The organism is Nocardia callitridis, assembly GCF_039543305.1.
Classification (GTDB): domain Bacteria; phylum Actinomycetota; class Actinomycetes; order Mycobacteriales; family Mycobacteriaceae; genus Nocardia; species Nocardia callitridis.
Genome location: NZ_BAABJM010000008.1, coordinates 152,902 through 166,408 on the forward strand (window position 1 = coordinate 152,902; position 13,507 = coordinate 166,408).

Genomic DNA, 13,507 nt, shown 5'->3' on the forward strand with positions numbered 1-13,507 from the left:
GCACCAATCACCGGAAAATCAGCATGGCCCGTCCCTTCGGACGGGCCATGCTGATTCGCTGGCGAATTCGGTGTCCGCCTGAAGGTGTGTGTATCAGCGGCGGCGGGGGGAGAGGACCAGGAGGGCGCCGATGACGACGGCTGCTATTACCGCGACCCAGCCGAGGGGGATCGAGGTGGTGGGGAGGGCGTGGGGGCCGATGAAAGCCCATGCGGCTACGGCTAGGGCGAGTAGGCCGACGATGAGTAGGGAGAACGAGGGGCCGCCACCGCAGGAAGGCTTTTCGGTGGGGTCGGTGGTCGATTCGGTGTCGGGCTCGGGGGTTTGGTTCTTAGCCACGGTTGACCTCCACGTTTGCCGCGCGGCTTTCGATATTCAGGTCGAGGACGGGTGCGCCGGGGGTTTGTGGGCCGCTGAGGCCGTCCACGCAGGTCGTCGCCTCGCTCATGCTGGTGGTGCAGGCGGTGCGCACCGTCATGTTCTCCGGCAGGAGGATGTCGACGTCACCCATCTGCACCGTGACATCCACCGACTTGTTCTCGGTCAGATGCAAACCCCGCAGGTCGAGGTGTCCGGTGCCCATCATCACCCTGTATTCCGGTTGTAGCTCGGTGGCCGAGGTTGGTGCCCAGGTGTGTTCGCCCATCGCGGTCCTGTCGAATTCGACGGGCCCGATCGCCGAGGCCAGGAGGACGAATCCGGCAAGCGGGGCGGTGAGTACCAGCAGGCCGTAGCCGCGGCGCAGGAACGCGCCGAGTACGAGGCCGAAGCCGATCACCACCAACGCGGTGGCGGCGATGCGCCCCGGTGTCATCCACTCCACTCCGGCGGAGGCCAACGCGCCCGCTCCCGCCGCGGCGAGGATGGCGAGACCGATCACGACGGGGGTCAGCCGGGAACGGGGGCGTTTCGGCGGCGGTGGTGCGACGGGTGTGCGGGTCTGTGGTGGTTCTGGCAGGTCCCAGGCGAGCGGGGCGACACCGAGCGGATCCCACGCGGGCGGTGTCGTTCGTGTGCCGGTGGACGGGGAAGTGGCGGTCTGCGTGGGGGATTCGCGGTGTTCGGTGCCCGGTGCCGAGGTGGTTTTACCGAGGGAGACCGGACCGGGGTCGGCGGTCGCCGTGCTGTCGACGGTCTGGGTGGGATCTTTGGTCAGCACGACCGTGTCGTCGGTGCTCGGCGCCTCGGGGGACTGGGGGACGTAGGCGTCGGGCAGCTTGGTGTACGGGGAGTACACCGGCTGGCCGTAGCCTGGCGCGGGCGCACCCTGCGGGAAGACTGTTCCCGGATAGCCGGTGCCCGCGAGGGGTTCGTCGGGGGCGAAGGCGTCGAGTTGCGAGGTGCCCTGCGGTGGTTCCGGTGTCCGCAGAAACAGCATCCACCAGCCCGCGAGCATCAATCCGAGACTGATGACGCCGGACCCGCCGAGGCCGATCCAGGCCGGTCCCGTCGTGGTGACCGCGATGGCGAGCGCGACGATGAGGACGATCGTTTTCGTCGGCGACTGGCTACTGTGCCCTCGCCCGACCAGTGATTGCGCGGCCGACACCGACTCACCCGCCGCGCTCCACGACAGCCAGGCCACCAGGTACAGCACGATGCCGATGCCGCCGAAGATGGTCGACACCACGAACGCGATGCGCACCAGCACCGGGTCGACGCCGTAGCGACGGGCGAATCCCGCCGCGACGCCGGCGACCGGCCCCTGCTTGGGCAGCCGGACCGGGCGTGTACGCCAGAGTTGCTGGAGCTGATCACCGAAGCTCGTCTTCGTCATGTTCTCCATGGTGGGCTCGATCACCACATCTCCACATCGGGGGGAACCCTGAATCCACTCCTGATCTCCTTGAATTGTCCCCTACTCCGGCAAATTCTCGGCTATGAAACGGGTAATTCGTCGGTGACGCCCACATGAGCGGGTTCGCAGCGGGGGTCTGGCTTCGGCGAGACCTCGGAGATCAGGGTGATTCCTGATGGCTGACCTGCGCGATGCGTGTCAGTATCGAGGGCATGTACCCGTCTGTTCCTGGGCTCGACCCTCGCGTGCGTGATGCCGGGGGATTCGATGCCAGGAAGTTCGCCGCGGCGCGTGAGCTCGCCGCCGCGCGCGGATTCGGCCAAGCGCCCCCGCTGGTCGACGAATCGGAACCCGCACAGCTGCATCGTCGTTCCGGCGGCAGGATCGTCGCGGGTGTCGCCGGTGGCGTCGCCGATCACCTGCAACTCGACGTGTTCAAGGTGCGCATCGCGTTCGTGCTGCTTTCCGCGCTGGCCGGCGCCGGTGTCGTCGCGTACGGGTTGCTGTGGATCTTCACGCCGAGCGGATCCGACACCGTCAAGCCGTCAGGAACCGAGCGGCGACAAGCCATCGGACTGGCGTTGCTGGGGGTGGGGCTGACCGTCGGGGTCGCGTGGATGCTCAGCGGCACCGCGGGCAAGGTGTTGGTGCCGATCGTGGTGGTGACCGTCGGCGCGGCGCTGGTGTGGCGCGAATACGACGCCGATGGTCCGCGTTCGCTGCTCGGTCTTCCGGTCCGTCCCACGGTGGTGACCTGGTCGCGGATCGTCGCCGGGGTGACGTTGATCGTGGCAGGGCTCGGTGTGGTGGTGCTGGCCAGGATCGATGTGAGTTCGCTCGGGTCGGCGTTGATCGCGGTGGCGGTGACGTTGGTCGGGGCGGGTCTGCTGACGGTTCCGCTGTGGTTGCGCATGATGCGTGCGCTCAATGCCGAACGGTCCGCGCGTATTCGCAACGAGGAACGCGAGGAGATCGCCTCGCATCTGCACGACTCGGTCCTGCAGACCTTGGCGTTGATCCAACGGCAGGCCGGGGATTCGCAGGAGGTGCTTCGGCTGGCCCGTAGCCAGGAACGCGAGCTGCGTAAGTGGTTGTTCGACGATTCCGGTCCGGCTCATTCGAGTCTGGCCGCCGCGTTGCGCACGATCGCCGGTGAGGTGGAGGACCAGTACGGGGTGAAGGTGGCGCCGGTGACGGTGGGTGATGTCTCGATGGACAGCGGCGGCACCGGGTACGGCCTACCGAAGGAGGTTTTCACCGCGCTGCTCGGTGCGGGTCGGGAGGCGTTGGTGAACGCGGCCAAGCACGCGGGCGTTCCGGAGATCGACCTGTTCGCCGAGACCGAACCGCACCGGGTGAGTGTCTTCGTGCGCGACCGCGGCGCCGGGTTCGATGTGGCGGCGGTGGCGCAGGATCGGCGGGGATTGTCGAAGTCGATTCGGGGTCGGATCGAGCGTCGCGGTGGTCAGGTGGAGATCCAGTCCACCCTCGGCCGTGGCACGGAGGTGCGGATCATCATGCCGCGCACGGATTCCGGCGGTCCCGAAGCGGAGAATGACGGTGCGGCAGCGGATCTCGACGGTGTGCAGCGTTCCGACGCCGATGAACAGGTCGACCGTGCGCAGTCACTGTGACTGGGAAGGGGCCGGGGTGCGGGCCCTTGGATTCGCGGGAATGACCGTTCGCATGGTCGCTTCGGCGGCCGGTGCCGACACGGCGACCGTTCGTGTGACCGACGTTGGGGCGGCGCGGGCTCGATCGACGTACGGGTGCGGTGTGGCGTCGGTTCGTCCACTGTCGCACGCGCATCGGAGTGGCCTGCGGGATCCACGCGGTCGGCCGGTGGGTGCCGTACGAACGGTCGCGGCACGACCGGTGCGCCGGGGTGCTCCGGTGAGATGGTTTTCGGGTGTGTCGCGGTGTGGTACCGATGAAGGGTCGACGGCCGCGCCGATCGGCGCTGTCAGGGTGGCTTGTTCCACCGTGGATGAGGAGAAGTAGGTGACCGTGCGGGTCTTTCTCGTCGATGATCACGCCGTCTTTCGTTCAGGTGTGCGGGCGGAACTGAGCAGGGAACCTGATATGGAAGTCGTCGGCGAGGCGGGCGGCGTTGCCGAGGCTGTCGCCGGGATCAATGCCGAGCGCCCGGATGTGGTGTTGCTCGATGTGCACATGCCCGAAGGTGGTGGGGTGGCGGTGCTTACGGGGATCGACGACGGCCCTGTGTGTTTGGCGTTGAGCGTGTCCGATGCGGCGGAGGATGTGATCGCCGTGATCAGGGCGGGCGCGAGAGGGTATGTGACCAAGACGATTTCGGGTGCCGAGTTGGCCGAGGGTATTCGCAGGGTGGCGGGCGGTGACGCGGTGTTCAGCCCGCGGTTGGCCGGATTCGTGCTCGACTCGTTCACCGGGCGTTCGCCGGCGCCGGAGCCACCGCTCGACCCGGAACTGGATTCGCTGACCCCGCGTGAACTGGAGGTTCTGCGCTTGCTCGCGCGCGGCTACACCTACCGCGAGATCGCCGAATCCCTGTTCATCTCCGTGAAAACGGTGGAAACCCACGCCTCCAACGTGCTGCGCAAGACCCAGCAGTCCAACCGCAACGCGCTGACCCGCTGGGCGCATCGCCGCCGCATCGATTGAGCGCTGGCTCCGTGCTCGATGCGCGAACCCCATGGGCTGCTTGCTAACTCGAGTTCACCGGTCGAGATGGCGGAGCGGCCGTGCGCAATTGGGTGGTCGGGAGATAGGCGAACACGGCGATGAGAACGCCCGGCATGACACGTGGACCATTGCGCTGGCCGGTGTTTCGGCGTCGTGCCGGTGTTCTCGTCTACTCGCGTCACAGGTTGCCGCTGTGCCGGTCAGATCATCGCGACGATGACGGCGATGATGATGATCAGCCCGATCAGGAGGCCGACCGCGATGGCCAGTGGGGCGTTACTCGCTTGGGCGGGTTGGGCATTGAACCTGCGCGGCGGTGTGCCCGCCGTCGCACCGGCGGGTGCGCGGTAGGGGCGGGGCAGTGGTGCCGAGTGCGGACTGCGTAGGCCCGCGGCGGAATTACGGGCGGCCCATGCCGGGATGGTGCCGTCCTCGGTGCGCAGCGGAATGCCGATGATCTGCGGGCCGGTGCCGGGACCGAAAGCGGCGGTGAGGATCTCGTCCCTCGCCTCGGCCATGGTCGGACGACGTTGCGGCGCGGGTTCCATCATGTGCAGCAGGGTCTGGGTGAGCACCCCGCTGCGTTCGGGCGGAATGATCTGCGCCATGGCGGCGCGGCGCACCGTCTCATCGGTGTCCTCGTCCAGACCGAACGGCGGCTGGCCTTCGAGCATGGTGTACAGCGTTGCGCCGAAGGAGAATACGTCGCTGGCCTCGGTCGGCTTCATGCCGCGCGCGACCTCGGGCGGCAGGTAGGCGGGGGTGCCGGTGATCACGCCGTCCGGCTCGTCGGTGAGATCGCCGGCGCCCCTGGAGATACCGAAGTCACTGAGCTTGGCCATGCCGACGATGTCGCCGCGATCGGCGACAAGGATGTTGCCCGGCTTGATGTCTCGGTGCACAATGCCGACGGCGTGCGCGGTGGCCAGCGCGTCGGCGACCTGTGCGCCGATCTGCGCCACCTCGATTTCGGGCAGGCGCTCGACCAACGCGAGTGCCCGCGCGACGTTGCGAGAGGGCAAGTGCTCCATCACCAGCCAGGGTTCACCTGCCTCGAGCACCACGTCGTAGACGGCGATCGCGTGATCATGGGAGAGCTTGGCGGCGACGCGACCTTCGTGCAGGATCCGCTCGCGGATCTCGTTCGCTTCCGCTTCGTCCAGCCCTTCGGTGGTGAGCACCTGTTTGATGGCGACGTCGCGGTCGAGTAGACGGTCGTGTGCGAGCCACACCGCGCCCATGCCACCGCCGCCCAATTTGGACTGGAGGCGATAACGGCCCGCGACAAGGTAATCCGGGCCGACGAAGGGGCGAGAGCGTTCAGTCACGGTGCGAGGGTAGCCGAAAATCGGGGTAGCTGGCCGGATTCGTTACCACCTCGTACCGGTCGGTCGGCGCCGTAGCCGCCAGGATGACTGGTCGGGCGGATTTCGTCGCGGGTTTGTGTGCGGGCGCGGGGTGCGCTGGGCGTGCCCGACGCGCCCTCGGCGAAGTCGGGGTCCATTTCTTCCGATCGAGTGTCGCACGCGTCTCCGGTTCCGGTCGGTTGCTGGGGTGATGCTGAAATGCTTGCCCCGCAGCTGCCGTCGTTCTGTTCGGCGCGGCGTTCGATCGGCTCGGTGTCGCTCGGATCAGCCGAGGCCGAGACCACCGGCGAGTACCGGCCATGAATCGTGGAGTGGTCGCTGCCAATACGGCCAGGAGTGGGTGCCGATCAGGTATTTCTGTACGGTTGCCGGAATCTTCTCCAGCCGCAGCTTGGCGCCGAAGGCGAGGGTGCAGTCGTGGGCGACTTTCTCGATCGCGATCGCCGCCGCCTCGTTGAACGGCCAGCCGAGTTCGGCGTCGAAAGTCTTGTCGGTCGAGCCAGGCACGCCGAGAGCGGCCGACATGTACAGCGCTTTCCCGCGCAGTCCGTCGGCGTGATCGCTGACGTCGTGTGCGCTCCATTGCGGATCGGTCGCCTTGCCCCACATATTGTCGGCGTCACCGCCGCGATCGGCGACGGCTCCTCGAACGTAGGCTTGGCCGATTCCTCCGGTGAACAGGCAGCCGCTGTAGGAGCCGACCGAGCGATACAGGTCCGGGTGCCGGAAGGCGAGTGTCATCGCCGCCTGACCGCCCATGGAGATGCCCGCCACCGCGTTGGCGCCGTTGCCGTGGAACTCGGCGTCGATCAGTGGGGGCAGTTCTCGGGTCAGGAAGGTTTCCCACTGGTTGTGTCCGAGCTGCGGGTCGTCGCGTAGCCAGTTGGTGTAGAAGCTGCCGCCGCCACCGACGGGCAGCACCACGGTGACCGGTTTGTCGGCGAAGAATTCGACCGCATCGGTCTTCAGTGTCCATGTGCTCTGGCCAGCGGATTCCTGTGCGCCGTTGCCGTCCAGGAGGTAGAGGGTGGGGTTTGGTGTGTTCGTATCGGCGGGGAGTAGGACATCCACGGGGACGATTCGGCGCATGGCGGACGAGTTGACGAAAACCTGTAGCCATCGGTCGGTGCGTTTGACGACGTGATCGATCTGTGCCTGCGCCTGCGCGCTGGGTGGGGCGAGCATGGCCCCGCAGAGCATGGCGCACGTGATACCGGTTGCCGCCAACAACTTTCGAGTTTTCGGCCAACGATGGTGTGCCGTGCTACCCGCTCGGGCGGTTCGGGAAATCGAAGACCGTTCATTGGCCATCACGCTGCGCGCCTAACGTTGAAAAGCTAAGGAGGGGAACGATGTTAAGCGCACGATGGGGATGTTCCCGGCTGTGTATTTTCAGGGGTGGAAAATGATATACCAACTACCGCAATGCTTTTCGGTGACATCGTTGAACCCACTGCGTGCGGAGATCGTTGCCGAGACGGTTGGGTCGGTGTGCGTCACCGCGGGGTCAGCGTCTTCGGGGGGTGTGGTTTCGACGACGCCAGGAGTTCGCGTGTCCGATCCTCATGCCGTGCACGCCTTCGAGTCCATGCGATCAACGCCGACCTGCGGGCGCGATTAGCTGCCGCTCGGCTACCGACGGTTGAGATCGTGGCGGCGCGCGCAATTGCGCGCCCTGTCGGTCGAAGCATTGCACGGCAGCAGCGTGCACGGGGCGGTGGTGCGGTGACGTTGCACGGAAGGGGAGTCCGGATCTGTGCCCTCGCCTGAAGTTGCTTGTAGTCGGCTTGTCGCGTGAGGTGGTGGACCCTCCGGTTCGGGGGGGTGGTGATCGGCCACGGTGTCGCCCTTGACGAAACCCGGGGGTCGGTTTCTACTGGACGGATATCGAACGTATATTCGATTAAGATCGATAGCTGGATCGGTGCTGAACTCTGTGCCGTGGGGTCGCCGTCTCGGTGTCGTCGCGGGTCCATCGTGGGAAGTAGGTGGTAGTGATGGGTTCGGATGCGCTAGCGCAGGTGGGGGATGGTCGGGGTGCCTCGGCCACGAGACGGCGGGTGGTAGGGCCTGACGAGCTGCGGGAGTTGCGCGGCAGGATGGCCGCGGTGCCCGTGCGCGGGGCGCGGATGACCGAGCGGATTCCGCTCGACGCCGAGTCGAGCGGGCAGACGGTATCGGTGCCGTCCGCCCTTGCGGGGCTGTTGCCCGATCGTGGCCTGGCCCGGGGGTCGGTGGTGGCTTATCGGGGTGCGAGTTCGCTGCTTGCCGGTCTGCTCGCGGCGGTGACCGCGGACGGCGGGCATGCCGCGGTGATCGGGATGCCGAGACTCGGCCTGCTCGCCGCGGTGGAGATGGGCGCGCACCTGCCGCGCCTGGCGGTGGTCGCCGATCCCGGCCCCGATCCGGTGGAGGTGGCCTCGGTTCTGCTCGACGGGCTCGACCTGGTGGTACTCAGTCTGCGTGGTGCGGCCGTCCCGCCCGCGCGAACCCGGGTGCTCGCGGCGCGGGCGCGCAGCAAGGGTGCGACCCTCGTCGTCACCGACGGGCAGTGGAGCGGCGCGTCCCTCGACCTCACCGCGCGCGTCGCGGAGTATGCCGGCCTCGGTCACGGGCGTGGCCGGCTCCGTTCGCTCTGTCTCGAGGTCGAGGTGCGGGCCAAGGCGCGGCAACCTCGGCGCGGTCGCCTGGAGTTGCGGCCCTGCGCGGGTGGCGTGGAGTGGACGCGACGGGAACCCGGTATCGATTCCCGCACAGCCGAATCCGGCGCCGCATGGGAAGCGGTGTCATGAGCGGTATGCGGGCGATGTCGAAGGTCGAGGCGGCGCCGAGTGGTCGGCGATCTCGTCGCGGGTCGGTGCGAGCGTGGGTGGCGTCCCGGCCCTCGGCTGCTCGATGTGGGGGCTGTGTGGTCGGCTGCCGTTCGGCGGCAGTGTGGTGTGGCCTGTCGGGTCGTGCGATGGTCATGCGGGACAGTGCGGTGTGATGGCGTCTCCTCGGCCTCGTTCGGGACGGATCATCGCGGTATGGTGCCCGGACTGGCCCGCGGTCGCCGCCGCGGCGCAGGCGAAACTGCCGCCGACTCGGCCGGTGGCGGTGTTGTTCGGCAACCGGGTGGTCGCGTGTTCGGCGACAGCGCGGGCCGAGGGGGTGCGGCGTGGGCTGCGACGCAGGGAAGCGCAGTCGCGGTGTCCGGAATTGTTTCTCGCGCAAGCTGATCCGGATCAGGACGCGCGCTTGTTCGAGCCGGTGTTCGCGGCGGTCGACGCGGAGGTGCCCGGCGTGGAGGTGCTACGTCCCGGTTTGCTCGTGCTGGGCGCGCGTGGTGCGGCGCGCTACTTCGGATCCGAGGCCGCGGCGGCGGAGCGGTTGATCGACGCGGTGGCGACGGTCGGCGCGGAAGCACAGGTCGGTATCGCCGACGAACTGTCCACCGCGGTGATCGCCGCCCGGAGGTCGGCGATCGTGCCGGAGAACGGCGGCGCCGGGTTTCTCGCGCCGCTGCCGATCACCGAACTCGCGGTGGAACCCAGCATGGCCACTTCGGCCCGTGTCGAGCTCGTAGATCTGCTGCACCGTTTGGGGTTACGCAGGGTCGGCGATTTCGCGGCGCTGACGCCGGGTGAGGTGGCCTCCCGCTTCGGTGCGGACGCTGTGCTCGCGCACCGTTGTGCGCTGGCGAAACCGGAACGCCCACCCTCGGTGCGGCCGCCGTCACGTGAGCTCACCGTGGACTATCGCTGTGACCCGCCGATCGATCGGGTGGATGCGGCGGCGTTCGCGGGCCGCACACTCGCCACCCGCCTGCACGCTGTGCTCGCCGCCGAGGGACTGGCCTGCACCAGATTGTCAATATTCGCGGAAACCGAAGCGGGCGAGGAGTTTTCCAGGATCTGGCGGTGTGCGCGACCGCTCACCCCCGACGACACCATGGACCGGGTGCGGTGGCAGCTGGACGGCTGGCTCACCCGGCGCGACGGCCGACCCACCGCGCCGATCACCCTGCTGCGGTTGGTGCCGGTCGAGGTGGTCGCGGCGGGTGCGTTGCAGCTCGGATTGTGGGGAGGAGAGGGCGCCGAAGACGAGCGTGCGCGGCGCGCGTTGGTACGGGTGCAGGGGTTGCTCGGTGGCGAGGCGGTGCGTATCGGGGTGCTCAGTGGCGGTCGTGGGCCGGGGGAGCGCATCACCATGGTCGCGTTGGGTGGTGAGCTGGTGCCCGAGTCCGATCCCGGTCTGCCGTGGCCGGGACGGCTACCGGAGCCGGCGCCGTCGGTGCTGTTGCCACATCGTCCGCCGGTGCGGTTGTGCGCCGAGGACGGGACCACGATCCGGATCACCGAGCGTGCCGTGTTCAGTGCGCGACCGGCCCGGTTGCGGTGGGGCAGCAAGGAGTGGTCGCTGACCGGATGGGCCGGGCCGTGGCCGGTAGACGAGCGCTGGTGGGTGCCGGACGCATCCGCCGGTTTCACCGCGCGAGCCCAGGTGCAGCTCGACGCCGAGCCCGCCATGGTCCGCGCGCTGCTGCTGTTCTATCACGCCGAAACCTGGCATGCCGAAGGGCTTTACGACTGACTGATTCGGGCTCGTCCCGTGGTATTCGGGGTAGACGTGCGGCATGCGCGCGGGCTAGTATATGACTGAATGACCAATTCGGTCATAGGATGGAAGAGGTGATCATGGCGGTTGCCTTCACGCCGGTCGAGCGGGAGCGGATCGAGTCTGCCCTGCTCGACACGGCCGAGGAGTTGTTCACCACGCAGGGGCTGAAGAAGACGGCGCTGGACGAGCTCGTCGGGCCGGTCGGGATCAGCAAGGGCAGCTTCTACGCCTTCTACGATTCCAAGGAGGCGCTCTACCTGGAGGTCATGCTCCGGCGCGCACCACGGGTCACCGCCCCGGTCTCGGCGGCGCTCGCGCGTCCCGCGGATGAGGAAGGTCTGATCGCGGTCATGCACGCCATCACCGACGTGCTCGCCGACGATCCGCTGTACCGCAGGCTGTTGACGCAACCCGCCGAACTCGACGCGGTCACCCGCCGCGTCGGCGCCGAGCAGATCGCCCGTGTCACACCACTTCTCGTCACACCGCTGCTCGACTACCTCGTGGCGGGGCAGCGCGCGGGAGTTCTTGTGGACGACATCGCGCCGGAGGCGATGGTCGGCGTGCTCAGGGTCGCCGGCCTGCTCACGATGCATCGTGACCGCTTCGAGCCAGGATACGAGCAGGTGCTGGCGGCCACCATCCGCACAACGGCGAGGGGGCTGCTTCGATGAGCGTTCTGCGGAAGTACGCGCGCATGGTCGGAATGGATGAGCGGGCATGGCAGCGGCACGCCAACCCGTGGAGTGTCTGGACCAGGTTCGCGGCCGTTCCCGCGGCCATTCTCGCCATCTGGAGTCGCACGTGGATCGGTTGGTGGGCGCTGGCGCCGCTGGCGCTCGTCATCGCGTGGTTGTGGTGGAACCCGCACGTCTTCGCGCCGGTCGAGAAGCCCGTCGCCTGGTCCTCGCTCGGCATCTACGGTGAACGCATGTGGGTCGCGGACCGCTCCAGCATGCCGCCGGGATTCGATGTGGTGCAACGGTTTTGGACCATCGGTACGCTGAGCGGGCTGGTGCTGCTGGTCTGGGGGCTCGTCGCGCTCGCGGTGTGGCCGACGATCTTCGGCGCCACGATCATCGTCTACGGGCAGCTGTGGCGGATCGACCGCCTCGGTATCGCGTACGGCAACGCCGAGGGACGCTGAGGACTCACCACGGTGTCGCATGGTCGTGAGTCGGACCACACGGTATTGCGGGGCGGTCTCGGTAAACTGGATCATCGTGGATCTGACGGTGGGCACGATGACTTTGCGGGACGTTCGGATCGCCTACCGGGATTCGGGGGCGCGTCCGGTCGAAAGCGCTGTCCCGCACGCAGAGGTGCCGGTGCTGCTGATCCACGGCATGGGCGGCGCGGGGAACACCTGGAACAGGTTCGCGCGCAAGCTGGTTCGATCCGGGCGGCGGGTGATCATCCCTGACCTGCGCGGGCACGGAAGCAGCTCGCACCCGGAGTCCTACCGATTCGACGAGTTCGGCGCCGACGTGCTCGCGCTGTGCGATCACCTGGAACTGGGCACGGTGGATCTGGTGGGCCATTCGCTCGGCGCGTACGCGGCCTCATGTGTCGCGCAGTCGCGCCCCGAGTCGGTGCGACAGCTGGTCATGGAGGAGTGCCCGCTGCCGCTGTGTTCCGGCGCCGAACAATTGCGGCTGAACCGGCGGTGGCCGACCGTCCCCGAACTCTGGCACGCCACCGTCAGCCTGCTTCGGCACCCGAGGGCGGTGCTCGCGTTCGATCGATCGATGACACGTACCGCGCTCGAACAGTTCCGTACACCGAATCCGGAGTGGTGGGATCGCCTCCCCGACATCACCGCGCCGACGATGTTTCTGCGCGGCGGTCGCGGCGGCATGGTCGATGCGCAGCGGCTCGCGGTGCTCACCGACGCATTGGTGGACTGCACGGTGACCACGTTTTCCTGTGGCCACAGCGTGCACCGGGACCGGTATCGGGATTTCGCGGCCACCGTCGAGCCGTTTCTGCGCTGATCACGCATCGACAGAAGGCGAACTTCCTTGTCCCCTGCGCGAGGGAGGCCGCCTTCTGTCGTGCTCACCAGTGGGTGCCGGGGACCCAGCGTGCGGCGCGGCGCAGTGCCGTGCCGGTGACTCGTCGCGCGACCGAACGAGGACGCGATGGTTCTTGCACCGCAACCGGTTTCGGTTCGGTAGCCGGGGTGAGTTCGCCCTTGGCCGCAGGGGAGTCGGGCAACGCGCGGTAGTAGCGGTGCATGACGACGTCGCGGATTCCGGGGGCGAACATCGCGCCGTATTCGGCGAGGGTGCCGATCGGGACGTCGATGCGTCGCGGGCGTTCGGTGAGCGCGCGCAGGATGGTCGCCGCCGCCCATTCGGGGGATTGGGAAGGGCCCTGGCGGCCGCTCGGCGCGATCATCGGGGTGCGCACCAGCGGCATGTGGATGGTGGTGAATTTGACGTTGTCGGCCTTGGTTTCGACTGCGGCCACCTCGGTGAACTTGTCCAGCGCCGCCTTGCTCGCCAGGTAAGCGGAGAACCTCGGGGTGGCGGCCTGAACGCCCGCGCTGCTGATGTTGACGATCTGGCCGAACTTGCGTTCGCGCATCTGCGGCAGCAGGGCGAGGGTGAGCCGGATCGCGCCGAAGTAGTTGACCGCCATGGTGCGTTCGTAATCGTGGAGCCGGTCGGTGGAGCGGTGGATGGCGCGGCGGATGGAGCGGCCCGCGTTGTTGACCAGCATGTCGACGTGGTCGTGTTCGTCGAGGATGAGCTTGACGACGTGGTCGACGGAATCGGAATCGGTGATGTCGCACGGGTATCCGTGCGCGTCGCCGCCGGTGGCCCTGATCTCGGCGACCACTTCGGCGAGTTCGTCGTCGCGGCGGGCGAGCAGAAATACGGTCGCGCCCTTGGCGGCGACCGCGATCGCCGCGGAGCGTCCGATACCGGAGGATGCTCCGGTGATGAGGACATGCCGTCCGGCGATATCGCGCTGGCGGCGGCGCTGGCCCTGGCCGGGCTTGCCCTCGGCGGAGGATTCGGTCATCACTGCTCCTTCGCAGGTCGAATGACCATGAACTTACTCCAAAGTAAGT

Annotated in this window: 12 protein-coding genes; 7 read left to right on the plus strand and 5 right to left on the minus strand. The window is 67.7% G+C overall.

All coding sequences use genetic code 11. The features are described from left to right. Positions 1–93 precede the first annotated feature (93 nt). Positions 94–339 (minus strand): hypothetical protein, encoded by a 246-nt coding sequence (locus ABEA50_RS28340; protein WP_345499360.1) that lies wholly within the window; start codon positions 337–339, stop codon positions 94–96. Beyond that, positions 332–1,777: a PspC domain-containing protein gene (locus ABEA50_RS28345; protein ID WP_425577730.1), complete on the minus strand. Its 1,446-nt coding sequence runs from the start codon at positions 1,775–1,777 to the stop codon at positions 332–334. The genes ABEA50_RS28340 and ABEA50_RS28345 overlap by 8 nt, the downstream gene beginning before the upstream one ends. A gap of 212 nt (positions 1,778–1,989) precedes the next feature. On the opposite strand from ABEA50_RS28345, the gene ABEA50_RS28350 reads away from it, so the two are divergent. Beyond that, positions 1,990–3,432 (plus strand): ATP-binding protein, encoded by a 1,443-nt coding sequence (locus tag ABEA50_RS28350; RefSeq protein ID WP_345499362.1) that lies wholly within the window; start codon positions 1,990–1,992, stop codon positions 3,430–3,432. A gap of 373 nt (positions 3,433–3,805) precedes the next feature. After that, positions 3,806–4,441, plus strand: coding sequence for a response regulator transcription factor (locus ABEA50_RS28355; protein ID WP_345499561.1), 636 nt, complete (start codon positions 3,806–3,808; stop codon positions 4,439–4,441). 221 nt (positions 4,442–4,662) lie between these two features. On the opposite strand, the gene ABEA50_RS28360 is transcribed toward ABEA50_RS28355, so the two are convergent. Beyond that, on the minus strand, positions 4,663–5,790 hold the full coding sequence (locus tag ABEA50_RS28360) for a serine/threonine-protein kinase (protein WP_345499363.1): 1,128 nt from the start codon (positions 5,788–5,790) through the stop codon (positions 4,663–4,665). A 303-nt stretch (positions 5,791–6,093) separates the two neighbouring features. After that, a complete protein-coding gene (locus tag ABEA50_RS28365) occupies positions 6,094–7,029 on the minus strand; it encodes an alpha/beta hydrolase (protein WP_345499364.1) in 936 nt (311 codons plus the stop codon). An 899-nt stretch (positions 7,030–7,928) separates the two neighbouring features. Between ABEA50_RS28365 and ABEA50_RS28370 the strand changes: the two genes are divergently transcribed. From ABEA50_RS28370 to ABEA50_RS28390, 5 genes are all read left to right on the plus strand, one after another. Next, the gene (locus ABEA50_RS28370) at positions 7,929–8,621 is read left to right on the plus strand and encodes a hypothetical protein (RefSeq protein ID WP_345499562.1); all 693 of its coding nucleotides are present in this window, start codon (positions 7,929–7,931) and stop codon (positions 8,619–8,621) included. Between the two features lie 193 nt (positions 8,622–8,814). Further along, positions 8,815–10,401: a DNA polymerase Y family protein gene (locus ABEA50_RS28375; RefSeq protein ID WP_345499365.1), complete on the plus strand. Its 1,587-nt coding sequence runs from the start codon at positions 8,815–8,817 to the stop codon at positions 10,399–10,401. 104 nt (positions 10,402–10,505) lie between these two features. Then, complete coding sequence (locus ABEA50_RS28380) at positions 10,506–11,102, plus strand: TetR/AcrR family transcriptional regulator (RefSeq protein ID WP_345499563.1); 597 nt, start codon at positions 10,506–10,508, stop codon at positions 11,100–11,102. Next, complete coding sequence (locus ABEA50_RS28385; protein WP_345499366.1) at positions 11,099–11,575, plus strand: DUF6653 family protein; 477 nt, start codon at positions 11,099–11,101, stop codon at positions 11,573–11,575. Before ABEA50_RS28380 ends, ABEA50_RS28385 begins: the two co-directional genes overlap by 4 nt. Positions 11,576–11,651: 76 nt before the next feature. Next, the gene (locus tag ABEA50_RS28390; RefSeq protein WP_425577731.1) at positions 11,652–12,422 is read left to right on the plus strand and encodes an alpha/beta fold hydrolase; all 771 of its coding nucleotides are present in this window, start codon (positions 11,652–11,654) and stop codon (positions 12,420–12,422) included. Positions 12,423–12,486: 64 nt separating this feature from the next. Here the strand turns inward: ABEA50_RS28390 and ABEA50_RS28395 are convergent, their stop codons facing one another. Next, positions 12,487–13,458 (minus strand): SDR family NAD(P)-dependent oxidoreductase, encoded by a 972-nt coding sequence (locus ABEA50_RS28395; RefSeq protein WP_345499369.1) that lies wholly within the window; start codon positions 13,456–13,458, stop codon positions 12,487–12,489. Positions 13,459–13,507: the final 49 nt, after the last annotated feature.

Bases quoted from the DNA above. Each gene is read 5' to 3' on its own strand.
- ABEA50_RS28345 (WP_425577730.1), bottom strand. From the start codon at position 1,777: ATGACGAAGACGAGCTTCGGTGATCAGCTCCAGCAACTCTGGCGTACA.
- ABEA50_RS28350 (WP_345499362.1), top strand. From the start codon at position 1,990: ATGCGTGTCAGTATCGAGGGCATGTACCCGTCTGTTCCTGGGCTCGAC.
- ABEA50_RS28365 (WP_345499364.1), bottom strand. From the start codon at position 7,029: ATGCTCTGCGGGGCCATGCTCGCCCCACCCAGCGCGCAGGCGCAGGCA.
- ABEA50_RS28370 (WP_345499562.1), top strand. From the start codon at position 7,929: ATGGCCGCGGTGCCCGTGCGCGGGGCGCGGATGACCGAGCGGATTCCG.
- ABEA50_RS28375 (WP_345499365.1), top strand. From the start codon at position 8,815: ATGGCGTCTCCTCGGCCTCGTTCGGGACGGATCATCGCGGTATGGTGC.
- ABEA50_RS28380 (WP_345499563.1), top strand. From the start codon at position 10,506: ATGGCGGTTGCCTTCACGCCGGTCGAGCGGGAGCGGATCGAGTCTGCC.
- ABEA50_RS28385 (WP_345499366.1), top strand. From the start codon at position 11,099: ATGAGCGTTCTGCGGAAGTACGCGCGCATGGTCGGAATGGATGAGCGG.
- ABEA50_RS28395 (WP_345499369.1), bottom strand. From the start codon at position 13,458: ATGACCGAATCCTCCGCCGAGGGCAAGCCCGGCCAGGGCCAGCGCCGC.